This is a genomic window from Streptomyces sp. NBC_01551 (genome assembly GCF_026339935.1).
Taxonomy (GTDB): Bacteria; Actinomycetota; Actinomycetes; order Streptomycetales; family Streptomycetaceae; genus Streptomyces.
Genome location: NZ_JAPEPX010000001.1, coordinates 1,526,640 through 1,553,051, shown reverse-complemented (window position 1 = coordinate 1,553,051; position 26,412 = coordinate 1,526,640). Strand labels below are relative to the sequence as shown.

The 26,412-nt window shown below is 70.4% G+C and carries 21 protein-coding genes; 14 read left to right on the top strand and 7 right to left on the bottom strand.

The features are described 5' to 3' along the window. From OG982_RS06970 to OG982_RS06940, 7 genes are all read left to right on the top strand, one after another. Positions 1-822, top strand: coding sequence for an FtsQ-type POTRA domain-containing protein (locus OG982_RS06970; protein WP_323139236.1), 822 nt, complete (start codon positions 1-3; stop codon positions 820-822). Between the two features lie 279 nt (positions 823-1,101). Next, the gene (ftsZ, locus tag OG982_RS06965; RefSeq protein WP_266788811.1) at positions 1,102-2,310 is read left to right on the top strand and encodes a cell division protein FtsZ; all 1,209 of its coding nucleotides are present in this window, start codon (positions 1,102-1,104) and stop codon (positions 2,308-2,310) included. Beyond that, complete coding sequence (gene pgeF / locus OG982_RS06960) at positions 2,307-3,038, top strand: peptidoglycan editing factor PgeF (RefSeq protein ID WP_266788813.1); 732 nt, start codon at positions 2,307-2,309, stop codon at positions 3,036-3,038. The genes ftsZ and pgeF overlap by 4 nt, the downstream gene beginning before the upstream one ends. Before the next feature lie 3 nt (positions 3,039-3,041). Then, a complete protein-coding gene (locus OG982_RS06955) occupies positions 3,042-3,761 on the top strand; it encodes a YggS family pyridoxal phosphate-dependent enzyme (RefSeq protein ID WP_266788815.1) in 720 nt (239 codons plus the stop codon). 151 nt (positions 3,762-3,912) lie between these two features. Beyond that, positions 3,913-4,521: a cell division protein SepF gene (locus tag OG982_RS06950; RefSeq protein ID WP_266788817.1), complete on the top strand. Its 609-nt coding sequence runs from the start codon at positions 3,913-3,915 to the stop codon at positions 4,519-4,521. 60 nt (positions 4,522-4,581) lie between these two features. Beyond that, positions 4,582-4,878 carry a YggT family protein gene (locus OG982_RS06945; RefSeq protein WP_073774433.1) on the top strand — a complete coding sequence of 99 codons (297 nt, stop codon included), beginning with the start codon at positions 4,582-4,584 and terminating at the stop codon, positions 4,876-4,878. Positions 4,879-4,960: 82 nt separating this feature from the next. Beyond that, positions 4,961-6,166, top strand: coding sequence for a DivIVA domain-containing protein (locus OG982_RS06940; RefSeq protein ID WP_266788821.1), 1,206 nt, complete (start codon positions 4,961-4,963; stop codon positions 6,164-6,166). Positions 6,167-6,444: 278 nt separating this feature from the next. Here OG982_RS06940 and ileS read toward each other — a convergent pair whose 3' ends face one another. Further along, positions 6,445-9,597: an isoleucine--tRNA ligase gene (ileS, locus tag OG982_RS06935; protein WP_266788823.1), complete on the bottom strand. Its 3,153-nt coding sequence runs from the start codon at positions 9,595-9,597 to the stop codon at positions 6,445-6,447. A 696-nt stretch (positions 9,598-10,293) separates the two neighbouring features. On the opposite strand from ileS, the gene OG982_RS06930 reads away from it, so the two are divergent. From OG982_RS06930 to OG982_RS06910, 5 genes are all read left to right on the top strand, one after another. Next, positions 10,294-11,094 carry a TraR/DksA family transcriptional regulator gene (locus tag OG982_RS06930; RefSeq protein ID WP_323139235.1) on the top strand — a complete coding sequence of 267 codons (801 nt, stop codon included), beginning with the start codon at positions 10,294-10,296 and terminating at the stop codon, positions 11,092-11,094. A 142-nt stretch (positions 11,095-11,236) separates the two neighbouring features. Continuing rightward, a complete protein-coding gene (gene lspA, locus OG982_RS06925) occupies positions 11,237-11,803 on the top strand; it encodes a signal peptidase II (RefSeq protein ID WP_266788826.1) in 567 nt (188 codons plus the stop codon). A gap of 52 nt (positions 11,804-11,855) precedes the next feature. After that, on the top strand, positions 11,856-12,797 hold the full coding sequence (locus OG982_RS06920) for an RluA family pseudouridine synthase (RefSeq protein WP_266788827.1): 942 nt from the start codon (positions 11,856-11,858) through the stop codon (positions 12,795-12,797). A 65-nt stretch (positions 12,798-12,862) separates the two neighbouring features. Further along, positions 12,863-13,285: a GNAT family N-acetyltransferase gene (locus tag OG982_RS06915; protein WP_266792152.1), complete on the top strand. Its 423-nt coding sequence runs from the start codon at positions 12,863-12,865 to the stop codon at positions 13,283-13,285. Positions 13,286-13,380: 95 nt separating this feature from the next. Beyond that, a complete protein-coding gene (locus tag OG982_RS06910; protein WP_266788828.1) occupies positions 13,381-14,970 on the top strand; it encodes a Na+/H+ antiporter in 1,590 nt (529 codons plus the stop codon). Positions 14,971-14,980: 10 nt separating this feature from the next. On the opposite strand, the gene OG982_RS06905 is transcribed toward OG982_RS06910, so the two are convergent. Beyond that, complete coding sequence (locus tag OG982_RS06905; protein ID WP_266792154.1) at positions 14,981-16,030, bottom strand: mechanosensitive ion channel family protein; 1,050 nt, start codon at positions 16,028-16,030, stop codon at positions 14,981-14,983. 56 nt (positions 16,031-16,086) lie between these two features. Here OG982_RS06905 and OG982_RS06900 point away from each other — a divergent pair, with 56 nt between their 5' ends. Further along, positions 16,087-16,656, top strand: a complete 570-nt coding sequence (locus tag OG982_RS06900; protein WP_266788830.1) for a dienelactone hydrolase family protein — start codon at positions 16,087-16,089, stop codon at positions 16,654-16,656. 121 nt (positions 16,657-16,777) lie between these two features. Here OG982_RS06900 and OG982_RS06895 read toward each other — a convergent pair whose 3' ends face one another. The 5 genes from OG982_RS06895 to OG982_RS06875 form a co-directional block, all read right to left on the bottom strand. After that, entirely contained in the window at positions 16,778-17,719 is a 942-nt protein-coding gene (locus OG982_RS06895; RefSeq protein WP_266792156.1) for a zinc metalloprotease, read from the bottom strand. Between the two features lie 223 nt (positions 17,720-17,942). Beyond that, positions 17,943-19,610 carry an alkaline phosphatase gene (locus OG982_RS06890; protein WP_266948154.1) on the bottom strand — a complete coding sequence of 556 codons (1,668 nt, stop codon included), beginning with the start codon at positions 19,608-19,610 and terminating at the stop codon, positions 17,943-17,945. 138 nt (positions 19,611-19,748) lie between these two features. Further along, positions 19,749-20,543 carry a DsbA family protein gene (locus tag OG982_RS06885; RefSeq protein WP_266948153.1) on the bottom strand — a complete coding sequence of 265 codons (795 nt, stop codon included), beginning with the start codon at positions 20,541-20,543 and terminating at the stop codon, positions 19,749-19,751. 48 nt (positions 20,544-20,591) lie between these two features. Then, positions 20,592-21,272: a hypothetical protein gene (locus OG982_RS06880; protein ID WP_266948151.1), complete on the bottom strand. Its 681-nt coding sequence runs from the start codon at positions 21,270-21,272 to the stop codon at positions 20,592-20,594. Between the two features lie 61 nt (positions 21,273-21,333). Next, complete coding sequence (locus OG982_RS06875) at positions 21,334-22,689, bottom strand: DUF2252 domain-containing protein (RefSeq protein WP_266788838.1); 1,356 nt, start codon at positions 22,687-22,689, stop codon at positions 21,334-21,336. A 168-nt stretch (positions 22,690-22,857) separates the two neighbouring features. On the opposite strand from OG982_RS06875, the gene dnaE reads away from it, so the two are divergent. Further along, positions 22,858-26,400: a DNA polymerase III subunit alpha gene (dnaE, locus tag OG982_RS06870; protein WP_266788840.1), complete on the top strand. Its 3,543-nt coding sequence runs from the start codon at positions 22,858-22,860 to the stop codon at positions 26,398-26,400. The last annotated feature ends 12 nt before the right edge of the window (positions 26,401-26,412 follow it).

Here is a 26,412-nt window from a genome sequence, read left to right as displayed (position 1 = left end):
GTGGCCGGAGCGACGACAGCGCAGCGCGGCGGACCCGGGGCTGCCCGCAAGGGCTCCGGCTCCGCCAAGCCCCCGAAGTCGTCGAAGGGATCCGGCCCGCGGGGCCCCGGCGTACGCCTGCGCCGGGGCCCCGCGCTGGCCCTGCTCGCCGTCGTCGTGCTGCTGCTCGGCGCGGCGGTCGGCTGGGTGCTCTACGGCTCCTCCTGGCTGCGCGTCGAGAAGGTCGGCGCGAGCGGCACCGAGGTGCTCACCTCCGAACAGGTGGTGGCCGCGGCGGCCGTACCGCTGGGGGCCCCGCTGGTGAGCGTCGACACCGACGAGATCGCGGCCCGGCTGCGCGGCCGGCTGCCCCGCATCGATTCGGTCGACGTGGTGCGGGCCTGGCCGCACGGGATCGGGCTGAAGGTGACGGAGCGCAAACCCGTCCTTCTCATCAAGAAGGGCACCGAGTTCGTCGAAGTGGACGCGACCGGTGTGCGATTCGACACGGTTGCGAAAGCACCCGGGGGCGTTCCGGTCCTCGAATTGGACGCCGAGCGGTCACCGAGCGGCCGCCGCTTCGACGAGGAGCGGCTGCTGCACGAGGCCGTCGGCATCGCCGGCGGCCTCCCGGCGGCGGTCAGGCGGGAAACCGTGCAGGTCAAGGTGCGGTCCTACGATTCGGTCGTTCTGGAGCTCACCAAGGGCCGCACCGTGGTGTGGGGCAGCGGCGAACTGGGTGAGGCCAAAGGCCGTGCGCTCACCGCCCTGCTGAAAGCCGCGCCCAAGGCTGACCACTTTGACGTGAGCGTCCCCACCGCCCCGGCGGTGTCCGGGAGTTGACGTCGGATCCAACACCGAAGCACCCTGGTTGGCCAGCGATACGGGTGATCACATAGGGTGAAAAGAAAAACGGGAGGTTCGGCGTGTTCGTTGAACACGCGCTACTTGTCGACTTAGTGTCCTGTTCGGAAGAGTCCAAGGAACAGACACAGTCTTAACCCTAAACTTCAGGGTTAGGGTTCGGGTCGGCGCGTTCGGACCGTCCCTATTTCGGCATCAGTCGTCGCAACGCAGGCCCGCGAGGCGGCGACACGTAACTCGAGGCGAGAGGCCTTCGACGTGGCAGCACCGCAGAACTACCTCGCAGTCATCAAGGTCATCGGTGTCGGCGGCGGTGGTGTCAATGCCATCAACCGAATGATCGAGGTCGGTCTCAAGGGCGTCGAGTTCATCGCCATCAACACCGACGCCCAGGCGCTGTTGATGAGCGACGCCGACGTCAAGCTCGACGTCGGCCGCGAACTCACCCGGGGCCTCGGCGCCGGAGCCAACCCGGCCGTCGGTCGCAAGGCGGCAGAGGACCACCGCGAGGAGATCGAGGAGGTCCTCAAGGGGGCCGACATGGTCTTCGTCACCGCCGGTGAGGGCGGCGGCACCGGAACGGGCGGCGCACCTGTCGTCGCCAACATCGCGCGCTCGCTGGGCGCCCTGACGATCGGTGTGGTCACCCGGCCGTTCACCTTCGAGGGCCGGCGCCGCGCGAACCAGGCGGAGGACGGCATCGCCGAGCTCCGCGAAGAGGTCGACACCCTCATCGTCATCCCCAACGACCGGCTGCTGTCCATCTCGGACCGCCAGGTCAGCGTGCTCGACGCCTTCAAGTCGGCCGACCAGGTCCTGCTCTCGGGCGTCCAGGGCATCACCGACCTCATCACGACCCCGGGTCTGATCAACCTCGACTTCGCCGACGTCAAGTCCGTGATGTCCGAGGCCGGCTCGGCCCTGATGGGCATCGGCTCGGCCCGCGGCGACGACCGCGCGGTGGCCGCCGCCGAGATGGCGATCTCCTCGCCGCTGCTGGAGGCGTCCATCGACGGCGCCCGCGGCGTGCTGCTCTCCATCTCCGGTGGCTCGGACCTCGGTCTCTTCGAGATCAACGAGGCCGCGCAGCTGGTCAGCGAGGCCGCGCACCCCGAGGCGAACATCATCTTCGGCGCCGTCATCGACGACGCGCTCGGCGACGAGGTGCGGGTCACCGTCATCGCGGCCGGGTTCGACGGCGGACAGCCCCCGGCCCGCCGGGACAACGTCATCGGCGCCGCGTCCACCAAGCGCGAGGAGCCGGCCCCGGCGCCGGTCCGCGCTCCCGAGCCGGTCCGCCCGGCCTTCGGCGGACTCGGCACGGTCACCCCGCGCGAGGACATCCAGGTCCCGGTCGAGCCGGCCCCGGCCGAGTCCGCGATGCCGGCGGCCCCGCAGGTCCCGACGGCCCGTCCGTACCAGGACAGCCCGGCCGAAGAGCTGGATGTTCCGGACTTCTTGAAGTGACACTGGGGCAGCACATCGAGAACGGCGCCCACTTCGCCTTCACCGACCGGTGGGGCGGGGTGAGCGCCGTTCCGTACGAGGAGCTCAATCTCGGCGGCGCGGTCGGAGACGACCCGGCCGCCGTTCTCGCGAACCGGGCGGCCGCGGCCGAAGGGCTGGGCATCGACCCGGACCGGGTGGTCTGGATGAACCAGGTGCACGGGCGGGACGTCGCGGTGGTCGACGGACCCTGGGGGGCGGACCGGCCGATCCCCTCCGTGGACGCCGTGGTGACCACGCGTCGGGGGCTCGCCCTCGCGGTGCTCACCGCGGACTGCACCCCGGTCCTGCTGGTCGACCCCGTCGCCGGGGTCGTGGGCGCCGCCCACGCCGGGCGGCCCGGGCTGGTCGCCGGAGTGGTTCCCGCGGTGGTCGAGGCGATGGTCGGCCTCGGGGCCGAACCCGGGCGGATGACCGCCCGTACCGGCCCGGCCGTCTGCGGACGCTGCTACGAAGTTCCCGCCGGTATGCGGGACGCGGTGGCGGAGGTGGTACCGGCCGCGTACTCCGAGACCAGTTGGGGGACACCGGCCGTCGACGTGGTCGCCGGGGTGCACGCCCAGCTCGCGGAGGCGGGGGTGGCGCACACGCACCGCTCCCCGGTCTGCACACTGGAGTCGCGGGACCACTTCTCGTACCGCCGTGACCGGGTGACCGGGCGGCTTGCCGGATATGTCTGGTTGGACTAGGTAATGACGGATCGTAAGTCGGAACTCGCGGAGAACCTGGCGCGGGTGGAGGAACGCATCTCGTCCGCCTGCGCGGCCGCGGGACGCGAACGGGAGGAGGTGACCCTCATCGTGGTCACCAAGACCTACCCCGCGAGCGACGTACGACTGCTGGCGGAGCTGGGTGTCCGTCATGTTGCGGAAAATCGCGACCAGGATGCCGCCCCCAAGGCCGCGGCCTGCGCGGATCTGCCGCTCAGCTGGCACTTCGTGGGCCAGTTGCAGACGAACAAAGTCCGTTCCGTGGCGGGATACGCGCATGTGGTGCAGTCCGTGGACCGGCCCCGGCTCGTCACCGCGCTCTCGGCGGCCGCGGAGGGAGCCGGGCGCGAACTCGGCTGCCTCGTGCAGATCGCGCTCGACGCCGAGTCGGGCGAGCGCGGGACCCGCGGGGGCGCGGCGCCCGAGCAGCTCCCGGAGCTGGCGGACCTCGTGGCCGCGGCCCCGGGACTGCGGATCGACGGCGTGATGACCGTCGCCCCGCTGGCCGGTCCGTACGCGGGCCGCGAACAGGCCGCTTTCGAGCGGCTGGTGGAATTGTCATCCCGCCTGCGCGCGGACCATCCGGCTGCCACGATGGTGTCGGCAGGGATGAGCGCAGACCTGGAACAGGCCGTTGCGGCCGGTGCGACACATGTACGCGTCGGCACTGCGGTACTCGGCGCGAGACCCCGGCTCGGGTAACGTCGCGAAGAAAGTCGGACCACAGCAGAAAATATGGTCATTCCCGTCTATGAGCGGGCAGACCGCGTGGATCGCGGGCAGTTGGTGACTTTGGTGACACAGCGACACACCTGCGACAGGGCGATCCACCACAGAGCGGAGGACTCGGAGAATGGCCGGCGCGATGCGCAAGATGGCGGTCTACCTCGGCCTCGTGGAGGACGACCGGTACGACAACCCGGGGTACGACCCCGACGACGAGTTCGAGCCCGAGCCGGAACCGGAGCGGGATCGCCGGCGACAGCAGCCCGTGCACCAATCGCCCGTATCGGACGAACCGGTACGAGTCGCACAGCCCCCCGCGCAACGGGAACCCACCCCGATGCCGGTGGAAAGCGGACGTCCGGCACGAATCGCCCCCGTGGCATCCATCACACCTGACCGCACCAACCTGGAGAAGAACGCCCCCGTGATCATGCCCAAGGTCGTCTCCGAGCGGGAGCCGTACCGCATCACGACGCTGCACCCGCGGACGTACAACGAGGCCCGTACCATCGGGGAACACTTCCGTGAGGGCACTCCGGTGATCATGAATCTCACGGAGATGGACGACACTGACGCGAAGCGTCTTGTCGACTTCGCCGCCGGCCTCGTGTTCGGCCTGCACGGCAGCATTGAACGCGTGACACAGAAGGTGTTCCTGCTGTCGCCTGCTAACGTCGATGTCACGGCGGAGGACAAGGCCCGCATCGCGGAGGGCGGGTTCTTCAACCAAAGCTAGACCGATCCGTCAGATACGGGACCGGGAACAGAGCGAGGACAGGGGAGAGGGAAGCGCGGGATGGGTGTCGCACTGCAGGTCGTCTACATCGCGCTGATGTGCTTCCTCATCGTGCTGATCTTCCGACTGGTCATGGACTACGTGTTCCAGTTCGCACGTTCATGGACACCCGGCAAGGCGATGGTGGTCGTTCTGGAGGCCACCTACACTCTTACCGATCCACCGCTCAAGCTTCTCCGGCGGTTCATCCCGCCGTTGCGTCTCGGGGGCGTGGCACTCGACCTGTCCTTCTTCGTTCTGATGATCATCGTTTACATCCTCATCAGTTTCGTGAGCACCGCTGCGAGAAGCGTGTGAACGATGAGCTTCTCCGCGCGCGCGGGGACAGTCCCGATACGGTCTTGCCGACTGCCGACGACTACGTAGAGGTGAAGAAGACATGCCGCTGACTCCCGAGGACGTGCGGAACAAGCAGTTCACGACCGTCCGCCTTCGAGAAGGCTATGACGAGGACGAGGTCGATGCCTTCCTCGACGAGGTCGAGTCCGAACTGACGCGCCTGCTGCGCGAGAACGAGGACCTGCGCGCCAAGCTGGCGGCCGCCACGCGCGCCGCCGCGCAGAACCAGCAGCAGCAGGGCATGCGCAAGCCGGAACCCCAGGACCAGCGCGGCCCCGGCGCCCCCGTGCCCGCGGCCATATCCGGCCCGCCGCAGCAGCAGCAGCCGCAGATGGGCCCGCCCCAGCTGCCCGGCGGCCAGCCGCAGCTTCCCGCCGGCCCCGGCGGACACGGACCGCAGGGTCCGGGCCCGATGGGTGGCCCCATGCAGCAGCACACCATGGGCGGCCAGCCCGGTATGCAGCAGGGGATGCCGCAGCAGGGCATGCCGCAGCAGTCCATGGGCGGCCAGAACCAGCTCGGCCAGCCGATGGGCCAGCAGATGCAGCCGATGGGGCAGCAGATGCAGCCCATGGGCCAGCCCATGCAGCAGCAGATGCAGCAGCCGCAGCTCCCGCAGCAGGGCCCCGGTGGCGACAGCGCCGCCCGCGTCCTGTCGCTCGCGCAGCAGACCGCCGACCAGGCGATCGCGGAGGCCCGTTCCGAGGCCAACAAGATCGTCGGCGAGGCGCGCAGCCGTGCCGAGGGTCTGGAGCGGGACGCCCGCGCCAAGGCCGACGCGCTGGAGCGGGACGCGCAGGAGAAGCACCGCGTCGCGATGGGCTCGCTGGAGTCCGCCCGCGCCACGCTGGAGCGCAAGGTCGAGGACCTGCGGGGCTTCGAGCGTGAGTACCGTACGCGTCTGAAGTCCTACCTGGAGTCGCAGCTGCGTCAGCTGGAGACCCAGGCCGACGACTCCCTGGCCCCGCCGCGGAACCCGGCCGGCCCGGCGCTGCCGCCGTCGCCGACCCCGTCGATGGCTCCGGCCGGTGCGATGGGGCACTCCATGGGCGGCCCGTCGCCGATGGGTGGTCCGTCCCCGATGGGTGGCCCGTCGCCGATGGGCGCCGGTCCCTCCTACGGTGGCCAGCAGCAGATGTCCCCGGCGATGACCCAGCCGATGGCTCCGGTCCGGCCGGCCGCGCCGCAGCCGATGCAGGCGCCCTCGCCGATGCGGGGCTTCCTGATCGACGAGGACGACAACTAAGCGCCGCTCGCCAGTCGGCGGCAGCAGCACTTCGGGCCGGGCCCGGTTCCCCCACGGGGGCACCGGGCCCGGCCCGTTTCCGTACCCGGTACGGCGCCTTCGCCGGGGCTCTGTCCCCGGACCCCCGCGCCTCGAACGCCGGCAAGTCCAGCCCCGCCGGTGTGTGAGGCGCGGGTCCGGGCGGAGCCCGGGGAACGGAGGAAGGGCGGGGCGGGGAGCAGACACGGCTGTGGCCCGGCACCCCCCTGAGGGGAGGGGCCGGGCCACAGGGATCGGGGCTACGCCTTGCGGAGGCGGAAGGTCAGGCCCAGCGGGGCGTCCGTGAAGGGGTCGCCGTAGCCGGCGTCCGCGTCCGCGTCGCCGGCGGCGAAGTCGGTCGCCAGGACCTCGTCCGCGATCAGCGCCGCGTGGTCCGTCAGGGCCGTCACCAGCTCCGGGTCCGACGCGGACCAGCGCAGGGCGATCCGGTCCGCGACGTCCAGGCCGGAGTTCTTCCGGGCCTCCTGGATCAGCCGGATCGCGTCACGCGCCAGGCCCGCCAGCCGCAGCTCCGGGGTGATCTCCAGGTCCAGGGCCACCGTCGCGCCCGAGTCGGACGCCACCGACCAGCCCTCGCGCGGGGTCTCCGTGATGATGACCTCCTCCGGGGTGAGGGTGACCGGCGAGCCGTCCACCAGCACCTCGGCCGAGCCGGACCGCAGGGCCAGGGAGAGCGCCGCCGCGTCGGCCGCGGCCACAGCCTTGGCGACGTCCTGCACGCCCTTGCCGAACCGCTTGCCCAGCGCCCGGAAGTTCGCCTTCGCCGTCGTGTCCACCAGGGACCCGCCGACCTCGGAGAGCGAGGCCAGGGAGGACACGTTCAGCTCCTCCGTGATCTGGGCCTGGAGGTCCGCCGACAACGCGTCGAAGCCCGTCGCGCCGACCAGGGCCCGGGAGAGCGGCTGGCGGGTCTTCACGCCCGACTCCGCGCGGGTGGCGCGGCCCAGCTCCACGAGGCGGCGTACCAGCAGCATCTGCTGCGAGAGGGTCGGGTCGATCGCCGAGGCGTCCGACTCCGGCCACGACGACAGGTGCACCGACTCCGGGACGTCCGGGGTCACCGGGACGATCATGTCCTGCCAGACCCGCTCCGTGATGAAGGGGGTGAGCGGGGCCATGAGGCGGGTCACCGTCTCGACCACGTCGTGCAGCGTGCGCAGCGCCGAGGCGTCGCCCTGCCAGAACCGGCGCCGCGAACGGCGGACGTACCAGTTGGAGAGGTCGTCCACGAAGGAGGACAGGAGCTTGCCGGCGCGCTGGGTGTCGTACGACTCCATCGCCTCGGTGACCTCGGCCACCAGGGTGTGGAGCTCGGACAGGAGCCAGCGGTCCAGGACCGTGCGGTCCGCCGGGGCCGGGTCGGCCGCGGAGGGGGCCCAGTTCGACGTACGGGCGTACAGCGCCTGGAAGGCGACCGTGTTCCAGTACGTGAGGAGGGTCTTGCGGACCACCTCCTGGATCGTGCCGTGGCCCACGCGCCGCGCCGCCCACGGGGAGCCGCCGGCCGCCATGAACCAGCGGACCGCGTCCGCGCCGTGCTGATCCATAAGCTGGATCGGCTCGAGGGTGTTGCCCAGGTGCTTGGACATCTTGCGGCCGTCCTCGGCGAGGATGTGGCCCAGGCAGACCACGTTCTCGTAGGAGGACTTGTCGAAGACCAGGGTGCCGACCGCCATCAGCGTGTAGAACCACCCGCGCGTCTGGTCGATCGCCTCCGAGATGAACTGCGCCGGGTAGCGCTTCTCGAAGATCTCCTTGTTCTTGTGCGGGTAGCCCCACTGCGCGAACGGCATCGAGCCCGAGTCGTACCAGGCGTCGATGACCTCCGGCACGCGGACCGCTTCGAGGGAGCAGCCCTCGGCGGTGCAGGTGAAGGTCACGTCGTCGATGTACGGGCGGTGCGGGTCCAGGGCCGACTGGTCCCGGCCCGACAGCTCGCCCAGCTCCGCGCGGGAGCCGACGCAGGTGAGGTGGTTCTCCTCGCAGCGCCAGATCGGCAGCGGGGTGCCCCAGTAGCGGTTGCGGGACAGCGCCCAGTCGATGTTGTTGTTCAGCCAGTCGCCGAAGCGGCCCTGCTTGACCGAGTCCGGGAACCAGTTGGTCTTCTCGTTCTCCCGCAGCATCGCGTCCTTGACGGCGGTGGTGCGGATGTACCAGGACGGCTGCGCGTAGTAGAGCAGGGCCGTGTGGCAGCGCCAGCAGTGCGGGTAGCTGTGCTCGTAGGCGATGTGCTTGAAGAGCAGGCCGCGCGCGTCGAGGTCGGCGGTCAGCTTCTCGTCGGCCTTCTTGAAGAAGACGCCGCCGACGAGCGGGACCTCCTCCTCGAAGGTGCCGTCGGGGCGGACCGGGTTCACGACGGGCAGGCCGTACGCGCGGCAGACCGCGAGGTCGTCGGCGCCGAAGGCGGGGGACTGGTGGACCAGACCGGTGCCGTCCTCGGTCGTGACGTACTCGGCGTTCACGACGTAGTGGGCCGGAGCGGGGAACTCCACCAGGTCGAAGGGACGCTGGTACGTCCAGCGCTCCATCTCCTTGCCCGTGAAGGTCTGGCCGGTGGCCTCCCAGCCCTCGCCCAGGGACTTCTCCAGCAGCGGCTGGGCGACGACCAGCTTCTCCTCACCGTTCGTGGCGACCACGTAGGTGACCTCGGGGTGCGCGGCGACCGCGGTGTTGGACACCAGGGTCCACGGGGTCGTCGTCCAGACCAGCAGCGCCGCCTCGCCGGCCAGCGGGCCGGAGGTCAGCGGGAAGCGGACGTAGACGGAGGGGTCGACGACCGTCTCGTAGCCCTGCGCCAGCTCGTGGTCCGAGAGGCCGGTGCCGCAGCGGGGGCACCAGGGGGCGACGCGGTGGTCCTGGGTGAGCAGGCCCTTGTTGAAGATCTCCTTCAGCGACCACCACACGGACTCGACGTACTCGGGGTCCATGGTCCGGTACGCGTCGTCCAGGTCGACCCAGTAGCCCATCCGGGTCGTGAGCTCGGTGAACGCGTCGGTGTGGCGGGTCACGGACTCGCGGCACTTGGCGTTGAACTCGGCGATGCCGTACGCCTCGATGTCCTGCTTGCCGTTGAAGCCGAGCTCCTTCTCGACGGCGAGCTCGACGGGCAGGCCGTGGCAGTCCCAGCCGGCCTTGCGGGCGACGTGGTAGCCGCGCATGGTGCGGAACCGGGGGAAGACGTCCTTGAAGACGCGGGCCTCGATGTGGTGGGCGCCGGGCATGCCGTTCGCGGTCGGCGGGCCCTCGTAGAAGACCCACTCGGGGCGTCCCTCGGACTGCTCCAGGGTCTTGGCGAAGGTCTTGCTCTCGCGCCAGAAGTCGAGGACGGCGTGCTCAAGGGCAGGCAGGTCGACCTGGGCGGGTACCGGGCGGTACTGCGGCGGTGTGGTCATGAGGCTGAACTCTTCCTCCGGCGGGGTGTCATTCCGTCCGGAGGGACGAGAGCGCTGACGGCTCCCGCGGTACCACCCTCCTTGGCCTCCGGACGGGTCCGGGGGCCCCCTCATTGGGGCGCGAGCCGGTTCTACTCGCCCTGCGGGACTCCGTGCGGAATCCGTGCGGGCTTTCTTCCGGCGGCTCCGGGGTGATCCTTCACGTCGCGCTCGCCCCCGGGCTCTCACCGTCCCCGGGTCGCTCCTGGCTGCGTCCGACGCTACTCGTCCCCATCCATGCCTTTCGCTGGGCCCAGTGTACGGGCCGGGGCGCCGCTCGGCAGACCGGTTTACGGGCGCCGCGGGCGTGGCGAGGGCGCGGCGTGGCCGCGGCGTGGCCAAGGGCCGCGGGGTGACCCGAATGGGCCGACGGGCCGGTACGGGATCCGGCGGGGCGGGTGGGGCGGGTTACCGGGCTCCCCGCTGGGCACAACGGATGCAGGTTGGTGGTGAGGGACGCGTGCCCCGTTGCCGCTGGGCCGGAGGCGATTTATCGTTCCGGCACGATTCGCGTGCAAGATCACAGTATGTGAAGGGGCCGCGGCCATGGTGGCGAAGAAGACCGCCGGGAGTACTGCCGGGAGGACTGCCAGGAAGGCCGTCGGGAAGAGTGACGGGGAGCCCGCCGGGGTCCCGGCCGCGGCGAAGGAGGCCGTGGTGAAGGAGATCGTGGCGCAGGAGGCCGCGGCGAAGCGGGCCGCGCCGAAGAGGGCTGCGAAGAAGGCCCCGGCGAAGAAGGCCCCGGCCGGAAAGGGCGTGGCCGGGAAGGTCGCGGCCGGGAAGGCGGCGCCCGCCAAGACGGCGGCCGCCGTGAAGAAGGTCCCGGCGAAGAAGACGCCGGCCGCGAAGAAGGCGACCGCCGTCGGCAGGACGACCGCGGGGAAGGTCACGGCCAAGGCGGCCGCGGCCGAGGGGGCGGCGCAGGCCGCGCACAAGACGGGAGCCGGGAAAGTGGTTGCCAAGAAGAGCACGGGCACGGCCAGGAAGACGGCCGCGACGGCCACCAGCGGGCTGCCCAAGACGCACGGCAAGGCTCAGGGCGCGGCGGCGGGCCTGGAGCCCGGCGAGCTCGCCGTACGGCCCGGGGAGGACCCCTGGACCCCGGCGGAGGTCGCGGAGGCCCGTGACGAGCTGTCCAGCGAGGTGCTGCGGCTGCGCGCCGAGCTGGACGCCTCGGAGCAGGCCATCGCCGGCCTGATGCGGGACTCGGGCGACGGCGCGGGCGACGACCAGGCCGATACGGGCACCAAGAACATCACCCGGGAGTCCGAGCTGGCCCTCGCCGCGAACGCGACGCAGATGCTGGAGCAGACCGAGCGGGCCCTGGAGCGGCTGGAAGCGGGCACGTACGGGCTCTGCGAGAACTGCGGGCAGCCCATCGGCAAGGCCAGGATGCAGGCCTTCCCCCGGGCCACGCTGTGCGTGGACTGCAAGCAGAAGCAGGAGCGGCGGCACTAGCGGCGCCGCCGGGCGCGGTATCGGCGGGGTACTGGGCAGGCGGCGGGCGGGCGGCCTGACGTACTCTCGTGTCTCGTCAGGGTCCAGGAACCTGGCAGGGCTGTCTTCGACAACCTGGTTCGAGCTAGTTCGAGGGACTCACGTGGCAGAGGCGGAGCGCATCATCGGTACGCCCGAGGTCGGGGACGACACCCAGCCGGAGCCGGAGCCCGCGCTGCCCAAGGGGCGGCGGCGGATCGTGGCGCTGCTGGTGGTGGCGGTCCTCGCGTACCTGCTGGACCTCGGCAGCAAGATGCTGGTCGTCGCGAAGCTGGAGCACCAGGCGCCGATCGAGATCATCGGGGACGTGCTGAAGTTCGAGGCGGTCCGCAACCCCGGCGCCGCCTTCGGGTTCGGCGAGGCCTTCACGATCATCTTCACCTGCATCGCGGCCGGTGTGATCGTGGTGATCGTCCGGCTGGCCCGCAAGCTGTACAGCCTGCCGTGGGCGATCGCGCTGGGCCTCCTGCTGGGCGGGGCGCTGGGCAATCTGACCGACCGGATCTTCCGTTCGCCGGGCGTGTTCCGGGGCGCGGTCGTGGACTTCATCGCGCCGGCCCACTTCGCCGTGTTCAACCTCGCGGACTCGGCGATCGTGTGCGGCGGCATCCTGATCGTGCTGCTGTCGTTCAGGGGCCTGGACCCGGACGGCACCGTCCACAAGGACTGATCGCCGGCATCGGGCGGGAGGGCTCCTTCGCCGAGTCCTGCATACTCGACAGGTGAGTACGATTCCCGAGATCCGCACCCTGCCCGTTCCCGATGGCCTCGAAGGCGAGCGCGTCGACGCCGCCATCGCCCGTATGTTCGGATTTTCCCGGACGAAGGCGGCCGAACTCGCGGCCGCGGGGAAGGTGTCGGTCGACGGCAGTGTCGTCGGGAAGTCCGAGCGCGTGCACGGCGGCGCCTGGCTCGAAGTCGAGATGCCCGCGCCGCCGCGGCCGGTCGAGCTCGTCGCCGAGCCCGTTCCCGGCATGGAGATCATCCACGATGACGACGACGTCGTCGTCATCATGAAGCCGGTGGGCGTCGCCGCCCACCCGAGCCCCGGCTGGACCGGCACCACCGTCATCGGCGGCCTGGCCGCCGCCGGCTACCGGATCTCCACCTCCGGCGCCTCCGAGCGCCAGGGCGTCGTACACCGCCTCGACGTCGGTACGTCCGGTCTGATGGCGGTCGCCAAGTCGGAGCGCGCGTACACCTCGCTGAAGAACCAGTTCCGCGAGCGGGTCGTGGACAAGCGCTACCACGCGCTGGTGCAGGGGCACCCGGACCCGATGAGCGGCACGATCGACGCGCCGATCGGGCGGCACCCGAGCGCGGACTACAAGTGGGCGGTCACCCAGGACGGCAAGGCGTCGGTCACCCACTACGACCTGATCGAGGCGTTCCGCGCGGCCTCGCTGCTGGACATCAAGCTGGAGACCGGGCGTACGCACCAGATCCGCGTGCACATGTCCGCGCACCGGCACCCCTGCGTCGGCGACCTGACCTACGGCGCCGACCCGACCGTCGCCAAGCGGCTCGGCCTCACCCGCCAGTGGCTGCACGCGGTCCGGCTGGGCTTCGAGCACCCCGCGAACGGCGAGTGGGTGGAGTTCGAGAGCACCTACCCGGCCGACCTCCAGCACGCGCTGGATGTGATCCGGGCCGAGAGCGAGTGACGGCCTCGGCCTCCTCCGCCGGCTCCACCGCCTTCACCGTCCGGGTGGCGGTCTCCGAGGCGGACATGGCGGCGTGCTTCGCGGTGCGGACCGAGGTGTTCGTGGTCGAGCAGTCGGTGCCGGAGTCGATCGAGTACGACGCGTACGACGCGGTGGCGGTGCACGTGCTGGCCGAGGGGCCGGACGGGGTGCCGCTGGGGACCGGGCGCCTGCTGTACGGGCCTTCGGCCCTGGGCAAGACGGGGTCCTTGGACGTCGGCTCGCTCGGCCGGCTGGCCGTGGCGCGGGCCGCTCGGGGGTCGGGCGTGGGTGTGGCGCTGGTCCGGGCGATCGAGGCGGAGGCCGTTCGGCGGGGCCTGACCGCCGTTGACCTCGGCGCGCAGACGCATGCGCTGGGCTTCTACGAGCGCCTCGGCTACGAGGCCTACGGCCCGGAGTTCCAGGACGCGGGCATCCCCCACCGCTCCATGCGGCGCGCGCTGCCGTAACCGTCCCCGCGGGGCCGGTCCCCCGGGGCGCTTGCGCGGAGGCGGCGCGGTCGTGGCTGTCCGGCTTGCGCCGGCGGATGCGGCAGGGTGGTGGAGTGGATCAGCTTGCTCTGCTGTTCGTGCTGCTGCTCGGGGCCGTCGTCACCGTTCCGCTCGGGGACCGGCTCGGGCTGCCCGCGCCCGTGCTCATGACCCTCGGCGGGGTGGTGCTGGCGCTCATCCCGGTGGTGCCGAACGTCGACGTCCCGCCCGAGTACATCCTCCCGCTCGTGCTGCCCCCGCTGCTGTACGCCTCCGTGCAGCGCACCTCCTGGCGGCAGTTCGCGGCGAACGTCCGGCCGATCCTGCTCCTGGCCGTGGCGCTCGTCTTCGTGACCACCGCCGCCGTCGCCTTCGCCGCGAACGCCGTCGTGCCCGGGCTGCCGGTGGCCGCCGCCGTCGCGCTCGGGGCACTGGTCGCGCCGCCCGACCCCGTCGCGGCCACGGCCGTCGCCGGATCGCTCGGGCTACCCCGCCGGATGGTGTCCATCCTGGAGGGCGAGGGGCTCTTCAACGACGTCACCGCGATCGTGCTCTACCACGTGGCCATCGCCGCCGCCGTCAGCGGCACCTTCTCCTGGCCGCACGCCCTGGAGGAGTTCGTGCTGTCCGCCGTGGTCGCCGTGGCGGTCGGGCTCGCCCTCGGCTGGGTGGCGAACCGGCTCATGGGGCGGCTCGGCGACGCGACGCTGCAGATCGGGCTGACGCTGCTCGTGCCGTTCGTGGCCTACGTGGTGGCGGAGGAGCTCCAGGGGTCGGGGGTGCTGGCCGTGCTGACGACCGCCCTCTTCCTCGCCGAGTACGCCAACGACGCCGACGACGTCCTCGGGCGGCTGGCCGGGCACACCTTCTGGGAGGTCGTCGACATGCTGGTCACCGGCGTCGCGTTCGGCCTCATCGGGCTGGAGCTGCACCACGTCTTCGGCGTCGCGCGCGGGCGCGTGGGGGAGATGGCCGGCTGGGCCGCGATCGTGATCGCGGTGGTGGTCGGCGTACGGCTGGTGTGGCTGCTGCCCGCCGGCTGGCTGGCGAAGAAGCTGCACGACCGGCGCGACTACGACGAGGAGATCCCGCTGAGCTGGCGGGAGTCGGTGGTCATGTGGTGGGCGGGGATGCGCGGTGTCGCCTCGGTGGCGCTGGCGCTGGCCATCCCGATCCGGACCGACAGCGGGGAGCCGTTTCCCGGGCGCGACCAGATGGTGTTCATCGCCTTCGCCGTGATCATGGTGACGCTGGTGTGCCAGGGGCTGACCCTGCCCTGGCTGGTGAAGCGGCTCGGCGTCGAGGCCGACGTGGACGAGGAGCGGGAGATCGAGCGGCAGCTCGCGGTCCGCGCCGCCAAGGCCGCGAAGCGGCGGCTGAAGGAGATCGAGGAGGTGGAGGACCTCCCGGAGGACCTGGTCGAGATCCTGTACCGGCGCGCGTACGACGTGGGGGCGCGGATCAGCCCCGACATGGTCGACGAGGAGCGCCGGGAGGCGTACGCGAAGCGGGTGGAGCGGATCCGCGACGTCCAGCGCGTCCAGCGGGAGATGATGTCCGCCGCCCGCCACGAGATCCTGTCGGCGCGCAGCGAGCCCGGCGCGGACCCGGAGATCGTGGACCGGGTCCTGCGCCACCTGGACGTGCGCAGCCTGCGCAGCTAGCCGTGCCTTGTCAGGGGGTGTCCTGCGGGGGGCGGGTCGCCTCGGTGGTGGTGACGCGGGGGAGGGCGTAGGGGTGGTGTTCCACCAGCCAGGCGATCATGCGCTCACGGACCGCGCAGCGCACGGTCCACAGGTCGTCGGCGTCCTTGGCGGTGACCGTCGCGCGGATCTGGATGGTGTTCGGTGTGGTGTCCGTCACGACCAGGCCGGCGCCGCGGCCGTCCCATTCCGGGGTCTCCTTCAGGAAGTCCGTCAGCCAGTCCCTCAGCAGTGGGACCGGCGCCGAGTGGTCCAGGTGCAGGAAGACGGTGCCGGTCATCTCGGAGCCGCCGCGCGACCAGTTTTCGTACGGCTTGCTTGTGAAATACGACACAGGCATCGTGATGCGGCGCTCGTCCCAGGTGCGGACGATCAGGAAGGTCAGGGTGATCTCCTCGACCTTGCCCCACTCCTTGTCGACGACCACCGTGTCGCCGATCCGGACGGTGTCGCCGAAGGCGATCTGGAGCCCGGCGAACAGGTTGCTGAGCGAGGACTGGGCGGCGATGCCCGCCACGATGCCGAGGACACCGGCGGAGGCCAGCATCGAGGCGCCGACCGCCCGCATCGGCGGGAAGACCAGCAGCATCGAGGCCGCGGCCACCACGACCACGGCGGCCGTGACCGCCCGCTGGATCAGCGTGATCTGGGTGCGGACCCGGCGGACCCGGGCGTCGTCGAGGGCTCCGGCGGCGTAGCGGGCGTACATGGAATCCACGACGGCCGTCGCGATCCGCACCAGCAGCCAGGCCGTCCCGGCGATCAGCACGAGGGTCAGCGCCCGGCCGACGCCGACCGGGTGTTCGGGCAGCACGCGCGCCTGGCGGTACGAGCCTCTCAGCAGGAACGCGCCCAGGGTGACCTGGAACGGCAGGCGGCACCGGCGCAGCAGCCCCCACAGCGGGGTCTCGCTGTGCCGGGCGTCGGCGCGGCGCAGCAGCAGGTCCAGCAGCCACCCCGCGAGCAGGGTGACGACGACCGTACCGCCGATGACGGCCAGCGGGCGCAAGACGCTCTCCATCTCCATGGGTATGAACGTAACCGGAAGGGGCCCCCGGAAACTGGCACGATGGATCCATGAACATCATGCTTTTCCACTCGACGTACGGACTGCGCCCCGCGGTGCGGGCGGCAGCCGACCGGCTGCGCGCGGCCGGGCACCAGGTCCAGGTCCCGGATCTCTTCGAGGGGCGTACTTTCGACACCGTCGAGGAGGGCATGGCCCACCAGGAGGAGATCGGCCGCGACGAGCTGCTCAAGCGCGCGGTGCTGGCCTCGGCCCCGTACTCGGACCAGGGCCTGGTCTACGCGGGCTTCTCCTTCGGCGCGTCCGTCGCGCAGCACCTGGCCCTGCACGACGACAAGGCGCGCGGGCTGCTGCTCCTGCACGGCACCTCGGACCTGGAGGACGGCGCCTCGGCCGACGGGCTGCCGGTGCAGCTGCACATCGCGGACCCGGACCAGTTCGAGCCGCACGACTGGCTGACGGCCTGGTACCTGCGGATGCGGCGGGCCGGGGCGGACGTCGAGGTGCACAGCTACCCGGGCGCCGGTCACCTGTTCACGGACCCGGAGCTCGACGACTACGACGCGGAGGCCGCCGAGCAGACCTGGAAGGTCGCCCTCGGGTTCCTCGACACGCTGTAGCCCGCGAACGAGATGAGGGCGCGGCCCGGCGAACCCGCCGGACCGCGCCCGTTCTTCATGCGCTCACGCGTTCATGCGTTCACGCGCTCTTCCTTCATGCGCTGATGTGCTCGTGCGCTGATCAGGCGCGGTAGGCGCTCCACATGCTCGTCATGCGGGAGACCTGGCCGGCCGTGAACTGGTACATGCAGGAGTCGTACGTGTAGTCCATGAAGTTGTGGATCGGGTCCGCGCCGCTCGCGGTGCAGGTGTCGCGGCCCGTCGGGCACTCGAAGGCCGCGCTCTTCTCGGCCGGGGTGTCGGAGACGGAGTCACCGCTGCCCGAGCAGCCGCCCTGGAAGGTGTGGTAGAGCCCGAGCCAGTGGCCGACCTCGTGCGTGCCGGTGTCACCCTCGTTGTAGTTGGCGGCGGAGCCGCCCGGCAGCGAGGTGTTGAGCAGGACCACGCCGTCCATCTTGGGCTGCGACGCGTAGGAGCTCGGGAAGGTCGCCCAGCCGAGCAGTCCCCCGCCGAGGTTGGCGCTGTAGATGTTCAGCGCGTTCTTGCCGCCCTTGCGCAGGGCGTTCTTCATGTTCTTCTCGGCGGTGGTGCCGTCGGAGACGTTGTACCAGGTGGCGTTGTCGGTGTAGTCCGTGCCGGCCAGGGTGAACTGGAAGCCGGTGTTGACGTTGCCGGTGCCCTGGCCGCCGTAGGCCGCGTTGAGGACCGCGATCTGCTTGCTGATGTCGGTCGCCGTCAGCTTGCCGGTGGAGCCGGAGTGGATGACGTGGAAGTACACGGGGATGCTCGTGGCGGCGGTGCTCTCGCCGGCGCGCATGAGTCTCTGCGGCCCGATCTGGCCGAGCTTCTTGCTCAGGTCGGCGTCCATGGCCTTCACCTGGGCGTCCGTCACCTCGTTGGGGTCGGCCGCCTTGGTGTCCTTGGGGCGGGCGACGCGCGCGTTGGCGGAGGTCTCGGCGGCCTGTTCGTTACAGACCTCGGCGGGGGTCTTGGCCGCGGCCACGGTCGTGGGGACCGTGATCGGGGCGAACGCCAGGGTTCCGGCCAGAACGGCCGTACCCATGAGGCGGCGGCGGAGCAGGGGGGATATGCGGGCGGAAGCGCGCACGTGGACTCCTTGCGAAGCGTGGTGGGGGGTGAGGGTTTTCCTCACGCTGGCGCGAAGCTTACGTGTGCATGTCAGCCGGTTGGCAAGATCCCGTTTGTAAAAGATTTGTTGCCGAAGCGGCTGAAGGGGCGCCTGGTATGAACCAAGCACCCCTTCGAACCGCAGGATTGACGGTGCGTCAGCGGACCGGCTGAGTCACCCGCTCCACCTTCTGCGTGCCGTTGAGCGTGCGGTACGAGCGCGTCCAGGCGGCCGTGGCGTCCGGTCGGCGCTTGTCCGAGACCACGTAGTAGTCCATCTGCGAGCGCTCGGCCGTGACGTCCAGGACGCCGTATCCGTGGGCGTCCATGTCGAGCCACTTCACGTGCCAGTTCGCGGCCTTGATGGCCGTTTCGGCCACCAGTGAGACGGTGTCCGCCGGCACGTGCAGCATGTCGTCGATGTTGTCGGAGGTCACCGACGTGACGACGAATTCGGTCGCCGCCGTGCCCGAGCCCGGGTACGTCGCCATGTTCATCGGGACCTCGTTGGCCCACGCCATGTGGATGTCACCCGTCAGGAACACCGTGTTCTTGATGTTCCGGTCCTTCAGGTGGCCCAGCAGCTCCTTGCGGTCGTCCGTGTACCCGTCCCACTGGTCCACGTTGATCGCGATGCCGCCCTCCGGCAGCCCGAGCAGCTTGGCCAGCGGACCCAGCAGGTGCGCGGGCAGCGAGCCGAACGCCACCGGCGAGATCATCACCGAGGTGCCGACCAGCTTCCAGGTCGCGTTCGAGCTCGCGAGGCCCGACTTGAGCCAGTCCAGCTGGGCGCGCCCGGTGATGGTGCGCTCCGGGTCGTCCACCGAGCCGCTGCCGACCTTGACCTGCTGCGAGCGGAAGCTGCGCAGGTCCAGCAGGTGCAGGTCGGCGAGGGTGCCGAAGCGCAGCCGCCGGTAGACGGTGCCGGCGACGGAGGGGCGGACCGGCATCCACTCGAAGTACGCCTGCTTGGCGGCGGCCGCGCGGGCCGCCCACTCGCCCTCGGCGCCCGGGGTGTGGTTCTCCGCCCCGCCCGCCCAGGTGTCGTTGGCGAACTCGTGGTCGTCCCAGATGGCGATGACGGGATGGGCCGCGTGCACCGCCTGGAGGTCGGCGTCCGTCTTGTACTTGCCGTGGCGCGTGCGGTAGTCGGCCAGCGAGACGATCTCGTGCTTCGGCTCGTGCTGGCGTACGACGTACTTCGCCTCCGGGTAACCCCCGCTCTGGTACTCGTAGATGTAGTCGCCCAGGTGCAGGATCGCGGTCAGGTCGCCGCGCGCGGCGAGGTGGCGGTAGGCGGAGAAGTAGCCGGCCTCCCAGTTGGCGCAGGAGACCACGCCGAACCGGATCCCGGCGGTGCTCACGTCGTGGGCCGGGGCGGTCAGGGTGCGCCCGGCCGGGGAGACGGTGGCGCCCGCGGTGAACCGGTACCAGTACGGGGTCTGCGGGCGCAGCCCGCGCACGTCCGCCTTGACCGTGTGGTCGGCGGCCGCGGTCGCGGTCACCGAACCGCGTGCGACGACCCGGGAGAAGGCCTTGTCCTCGGATATCTCCCAGGTCACCTCGGTGTCCGGGCCGAGGCCGGAGCCGGGCGCGGCCTCCGGGACCGGGGTGACGCGGGTCCACAGCAGGATTCCGTCGGGCAGCGGGTCGCCGGAGGCGACGCCGTGCAGGAAGGCGGGGGCGGTGGCGTCCGCCGCGTGGGCGGCCGAGGCGCCCAGTGCGGAGAGCGGGGCCAGGGCGGCCGTGGCCGCGGCGGCCAGGACGACCGTACGGCGGCGCGGAGTTGCCGCGGTGGCCGAAACAGAGGAGAGATGACTGGTCACGGGCGATGATATTACTGCCGGGTATAACCGCGGGTATATCCCTGGAAAGCAACGGGCGGGCGAACTCTGAGAGTTCGCCCGCCCGTGAAGCGGTGGCCGGAAGACGGTCCTTGGCGGACCGTCAGGATCCGGATCCGGTCAGCCCTTGAGGGCCGCGTCGAGCTTCGCCGTGTAGTCCTGCGCGCTCGACGGGGTCTCGATCTTCTTGCCGTCCATCTTCAGCGTCGGAGTGCCCGTCACCCCGGACTTCTCGAAGGCCTTCGACATCTCCATCGCCCACCGGTCGTACGTGCCGTCCTCGACGGCCTTCTTGAACTCGGCGTTCCCCTTCAGCGCCGGGACGGTGTCCGCGACCTTGATGAGGTAGTCGTCCTTGGCGAAGCTGTCGACCGTCTCCTCGGGGTGCAGCTCCTTGGAGTACAGGGCGGCCTTGTATTCGAGGAAGGCCTCCGGGCTGACGTTCAGCGCCGCGCCCAGCGCGCTCAGCGCGTTCTTCGAGCCCTCGCCCTTGGCGGCGTTGTCGATGAAGGTCGCGCCGACGTACTGGAGCTTGTACTTGCCCTCGCCGACGTCCTTCTTGACCTGCTCGCCCACCGCCTGCTCGAAGCCCGCGCACGCCGGGCAGCGCGAGTCCTCGTACAGCTCCAGGGTCTTCTTCGCGTCGGCCTTGCCGATCACGACGGTGGTGCCGTCGTCGCCCGTGGTGTTCTTCGGCTTGACCAGCTCGGCCTTCGCGGCCTTCTCCCAGTAGGTGGGCTCGTTGGCCTGCTTGACGAAGTAGGCGATGCCGCCGACCACGGCCAGGAGGAGGACGCCCGCGCCGGCCACGACGACCTGGCGGCGCACCCGGTCCTTCTTGGCCTGCCGCTCGCGCTCGGCGCGCAGCTTCTCGCGGGCCGCCGCCTTGTTCGCCTGGCTGTTGCGTGAACTCATGCTGATCTCCGTGAAGTGAAAGAGGGGGGACTGCCGTACGTACGCGTCTCAGGCGCTCGCGAGAGCGCCGCGTACGGGAGGTCCCCGCCGTCCCACGGAGTGCGCGGGGAACCGGGTACGGGCCCCCGCGCCCGAGCGGACCGGCCGCGGCGCCCGCCGCGCCGGCCCCACGACCGCCGCCGAGGCGGCCACCAGCAGCAGCGGCCGGAAGGCGAAGGCGGCGACCGCCCGCACCAGCCGGCCCAGCGCGCGCTCCCCGTGCCGCAGCCACACCGCGGCGAGCAGGCCGACCGAGACGTGCGCCCCCAGCAGCAGCCAGGGGGTCCACGGCCCGGGCTCGACCGCCAGCGCGGCCGCCGGTCCGCCCGCCCGCGCCGTCAGCGGGCCGCCCAGTGGGGTCCCGCCGCACAGCTCCTCCAGGCCCAGGGCGCGCAGCGGGCCGGAGACCGGACCGCCCGCGGGGCCGTAGCAGAGGTGCTGCCCGGCGGTGAAGACGGTGTCGGCCGCCAGCTCCAGCGGCACCAGCAACCCGGCGATCGGGGCGAAGCCCCGCTCCCGGCCCGCCAGGGCGTAGGCGATCAGGAACACCCCGGCGAAGGCCCCGGCCACCAGCGAGGGCGGCAGCGGGGCCCGTGACATCAGCACGTGGGAGCCGGCCGAGAGCAGCACGACGAGCGCGCTGAACAGCGCGGCCCGCAGCCCTCGAAGCCCTACAGCTGATATGTCCATCGCCGCGAGTGTGCCATGACTCCCTGTGAATCCGGGCCCTGGGGCCCGGACGGCCATGGATTTACGCCATGGCCCGCTCGTTCACGCCCCGCTCGTTCATGATGCGACCGTTGCGGAACAGGTCCACGAAGATCTGGTGGTCGGCGCGCGCCCGGGCCCCGTAGGCGTGGGCGAAGTCCACGAGCAGCTCCGCGAAGCCCTCCTCGTCGGCCGCGATCGCCGCGTCGATGGCCCGCTCGGTGGAGAACGGGACCAGGGTCTGGCCGCTCTCCGCCGCGTCGGCCGCGCCGTGCATCGTCGCCGTCGCCCGGCCCAGGTCCGCGACCACGGCCGCTATCTCCTCGGGGTCGTCCAGATCCGACCAGTCCAGGTCCACCGCGTACGGGGAGACCTCGGCCACCAGCTGCCCGGAGCCGTCCAGCTCCGTCCAGCCCAGCCACGGGTCCGCGTGCGCCTGCAGGGCCCGCTGGGAGATCACCGTGCGGTGTCCCTCGTGCTGGAAGTACTCGCGCACCGCCCGGTCGGTGATGTGCCGGGACACCGCCGGGGTCTGCGCCTGCTTGAGGTAGATCACGACGTCGTTCTCCAGGGCGTCGCTGTGCCCCTCCAGCAGGATGTTGTACGAGGGCAGGCCGGCCGAGCCGATCCCGATGCCCCGGCGGCCCACCACGTCCTTGACCCGGTACGAGTCGGGGCGCACCAGCGACTCCTCGGGCAGGGTCTCCAGGTAGCCGTCGAAGGCGGCCAGCACCTTGTAGCGGGTCGCCGCGTCCAGCTCGATGGCGCCGCCACCGGACGCGAAGCGGCGCTCGTAGTCCCGTATCTCCGTCATCGAGTCCAGGAGGCTGAAGCGGGTGCGCGAGCGCGCGGAGCGCAGGGCCGTCAGCAGCGGGCCCTCGGCGGTGTCCAGGGTGAAGGAGGGCACCTCCTCGTGCTTGGCGCCGGTCGCCAGGGCGTGGATCCGCTCCCGGTAGGCGCCCGCGTAGATCCGCACGAGCTCGCTGATCTGCTCGTCGCTGAGGGCCTTGGTGTAGCCGATCAGGGCGACCGACGCGGCGAAGCGCTTGAGGTCCCAGGTGAAGGGGCCGACGTAGGCCTCGTCGAAGTCGTTGACGTTGAAGATCAGCCGGCCGTTGGAGTCCATGTACGTGCCGAAGTTCTCGGCGTGCAGATCGCCGTGGATCCAGACCCGGCCGGTCCGCTCGTCCAGGTAGGGGCCGCCGTGCCGGTCGTGCTCCAGGTCGGCGTAGAACAGGCAGGCCGTACCCCGGTAGAAGGCGAACGCGGAGGCCGCCATCTTCCGGAATTTGACCTGGAAGGCAGCGGGGTCGGCGGCGAACAGCTCACCGAAAGCGGTGCTGAACACATCGAGTATCTGTTCGGCGCGCTGCTCGTTCGACGTCTCGGGAACCGCCATGGCGGGTGCCTCCTGGTGGCGCTGGCTGGATCTCTGGCTGACCGGTTTCCGGACAGGTGTCCTTGGGTCTGCAACGGTTGACCGTACCCGTCCGTGCCCGGTTTCTGTCAGTCGGGAGACGTAGACTTCGGGGCTGCCCCCCTCTCTCCCCGCCGGAGGACTCCCACCGTGACCAAGACGCCGTTCACGCACCTGCACGTCCACACCCAGTACTCGCTGCTGGACGGTGCCGCGCGGCTGAAGGACATGTTCAACGCGTGCAACGAGATGGGCATGACGCACATCGCCATGTCCGACCACGGCAACCTGCACGGCGCCTATGACTTCTTCCACACCGCCCAGAAGTCGGGCGTCACGCCGATCATCGGCATCGAGGCGTACGTCGCCCCCGAGTCCCGGCGCAACAAGCGGCGCATCCAGTGGGGCCAGCCCCACCAGAAGCGGGACGACGTCTCCGGCTCCGGCGGTTACACGCACAAGACGATCTGGGCGGCGAACGCCACCGGCCTGCACAACCTCTTCCGGCTGTCCTCCGACGCGTATGCCGAGGGCTGGCTCACGAAGTGGCCGCGCATGGACAAGGAGACCATCAGCCAGTGGTCCGAGGGGCTCATCGCCTCCACCGGCTGCCCCTCCGGCGAGCTCCAGACCAGGCTGCGCCTCGGCCAGTTCGACGAGGCCCTGAAATCGGCCTCCGAGTACCAGGACATCTTCGGCAAGGACCGGTACTTCCTGGAGCTGATGGACCACGGCATCGAGATCGAGCGCCGGGTCCGCGACGGGCTGCTGGAGATCGGCAAGAAGCTCGGCATCCCGCCGCTGGTGACCAACGACTCGCACTACACCTACGCGAGCGAGGCCACCGCCCACGACGCCCTGCTCTGCATCCAGACCGGCAAGAACCTCTCGGACCCGGACCGCTTCCGCTTCGACGGCACCGGCTACTACCTGAAGTCCACGGACGAGATGTACGCCATCGACTCCTCGGACGCCTGGCAGGAGGGCTGCGCCAACACGAAGCTGGTCGCGGACCAGATCGACACCGAGGGCATGTTCAAGTTCCGGAACCTGATGCCGAAGTTCGACATCCCGGAGGGTCACACCGAGGTCAGCTGGTTCCGCGAGGAGACCATGCGCGGCATGCACCGCCGCTACCCCGGGGGCATCCCGGACGACCGGATGAAGCAGGCCGAGTACGAGATGGACACGATCATCTCGATGGGCTTCCCCGGCTACTTCCTCGTGGTCGCCGACTTCATCATGTGGGCCAAGAACCAGGGCATCGCGGTCGGCCCCGGCCGAGGCTCCGCGGCCGGCTCGATCGTCGCCTACGCCATGGGCATCACCGACCTAGACCCGCTCACCCACGGCCTGATCTTCGAGCGGTTCCTGAACCCCGAGCGCGTCTCCATGCCCGATGTCGACATCGACTTCGACGAGCGTCGGCGCGTCGAGGTGATCCGGTACGTCACCGAGAAGTACGGCCAGGACAAGGTGGCCATGATCGGCACCTACGGCACCATCAAGGCCAAGAACGCGATCAAGGACTCCGCCCGCGTCCTGGGCTACCCGTACGCCATGGGCGACCGGCTCACCAAGGCCATGCCCGCCGACGTCCTCGGCAAGGGCATCCCGCTCTCCGGCATCCTCGACCCGCAGCACCCCCGCTACGGCGAGGCCGGCGAGATCCGCGGGATGTACGAGAACGAGCCGGACGTCAAGAAGGTCATCGACACCGCCCGCGGCGTCGAGGGCCTGGTCCGCCAGATGGGCGTGCACGCCGCCGGCGTGATCATGTCCAGCGAGACGATCACCGACCACGTGCCCGTCTGGGTCCGGCACACGGACCAGGTGACCATCACGCAGTGGGACTACCCGAGCTGCGAGTCGCTCGGCCTGCTGAAGATGGACTTCCTGGGCCTGCGCAACCTCACGATCATGGACGACGCCGTCAAGATGGTGAAGGCGAACAAGGGGATCGACATCGATCTCCTCGCCCTCCCGCTCGACGACCCCAAGACCTTCGAACTGCTCGGCCGCGGCGACACCCTCGGCGTCTTCCAGTTCGACGGCGGGCCCATGCGCTCCCTGCTGCGCCTGATGAAGCCCGACAACTTCGAGGACATCTCCGCCGTCTCGGCCCTGTACCGGCCGGGCCCGATGGGCATGAACTCGCACACGAACTACGCCCTGCGCAAGAACAAGCAGCAGGAGATCACCCCGATCCACCCGGATCTGGAGAAGCCCCTCGAAGAGGTGCTCGCGGTCACCTACGGCCTGATCGTGTACCAGGAGCAGGTGCAGAAGGCCGCCCAGATCATCGCCGGGTACTCGCTCGGCGAGGCCGACATCCTGCGCCGCGTGATGGGCAAGAAGAAGCCCGAGGAGCTGGCGAAGAACTTCACCATCTTCCAGGAGGGTGCCCGCAAGAACGGGTACACCGACCAGGCCATCCAGGCCCTGTGGGACGTCCTGGTCCCCTTCGCCGGCTACGCCTTCAACAAGGCGCACTCGGCCGCGTACGGCCTGGTCTCGTACTGGACGGCGTACCTCAAGGCGAACTTCCCCGCCGAGTACATGGCGGGGCTGCTCACCTCGGTCAAGGACGACAAGGACAAGTCCGCGATCTACCTGAACGAGTGCCGCCGCATGGGCATCAAGGTGCTCCCGCCGAACGTGAACGAGTCGGAGCCGAACTTCGCCGCCCAGGGCGACGACGTGATCCTCTTCGGCCTCACCGCCGTCCGCAACGTCGGCGCGAACGTCGTGGACTCGATCATCAAGACGAGGAAGGCCAAGGGGAAGTACTCCACCTTCCCCGACTTCCTCGACAAGGTCGAGGCCGTGGTCTGCAACAAGCGGACCGTCGAGTCGCTGATCAAGGCCGGCGCCTTCGACGAGATGGGCCACACCCGCAAGGGCCTGGTCGCCCACCACGAGCCGATGATCGACAACGTGGTCGCGGTCAAGCGCAAGGAGGCCGAGGGACAGTTCGACCTCTTCGGCGGCATGGGCGACGAGGGCGGCGGTGACGAGCCGGGCTTCGGGCTCGACGTCGAGTTCTCGGACGTGGAGTGGGAGAAGTCCTACCTGCTCGCCCAGGAGCGCGAGATGCTCGGCCTGTACGTCTCCGACCACCCGCTGTTCGGCCTGGAGCACGTGCTCTCCGACAAGACGGACGCCGGCATCTCCCAGCTCACCGGAGGCGAGCACTCCGACGGTGCGGTCGTCACCATCGGCGGCATCATCTCCGGCCTCCAGCGCAAGATGACCAAGCAGGGCAACGCCTGGGCCATCGCCACCGTCGAGGACCTGGCCGGTTCCATCGAGTGCATGTTCTTCCCGGCGACCTACCAGCTCGTCTCGACGCAGCTGGTCGAGGACACCGTCGTGTTCGTCAAGGGCCGCCTCGACAAGCGCGAGGACGTGCCCCGGCTGGTCGCCATGGAGATGATGGTCCCCGACCTCTCGTCGGCCGGTACGAACGCCCCGGTGGTGCTCACCATCCCGACCGTCAAGGTCACTCCGCCGATGGTGACCCGTCTGGGCGAGATCCTGCGCCACCACAAGGGCAACACCGAGGTGCGGATCAAGCTCCAGGGGCCGCGGACCACGACCGTGCTGCGGCTCGACCGGCACCGGGTACAGCCCGACCCGGCGCTGTTCGGCGACCTGAAGGTGCTCCTCGGGCCGTCCTGCCTGGCCGGATAGGCCCATACGCGA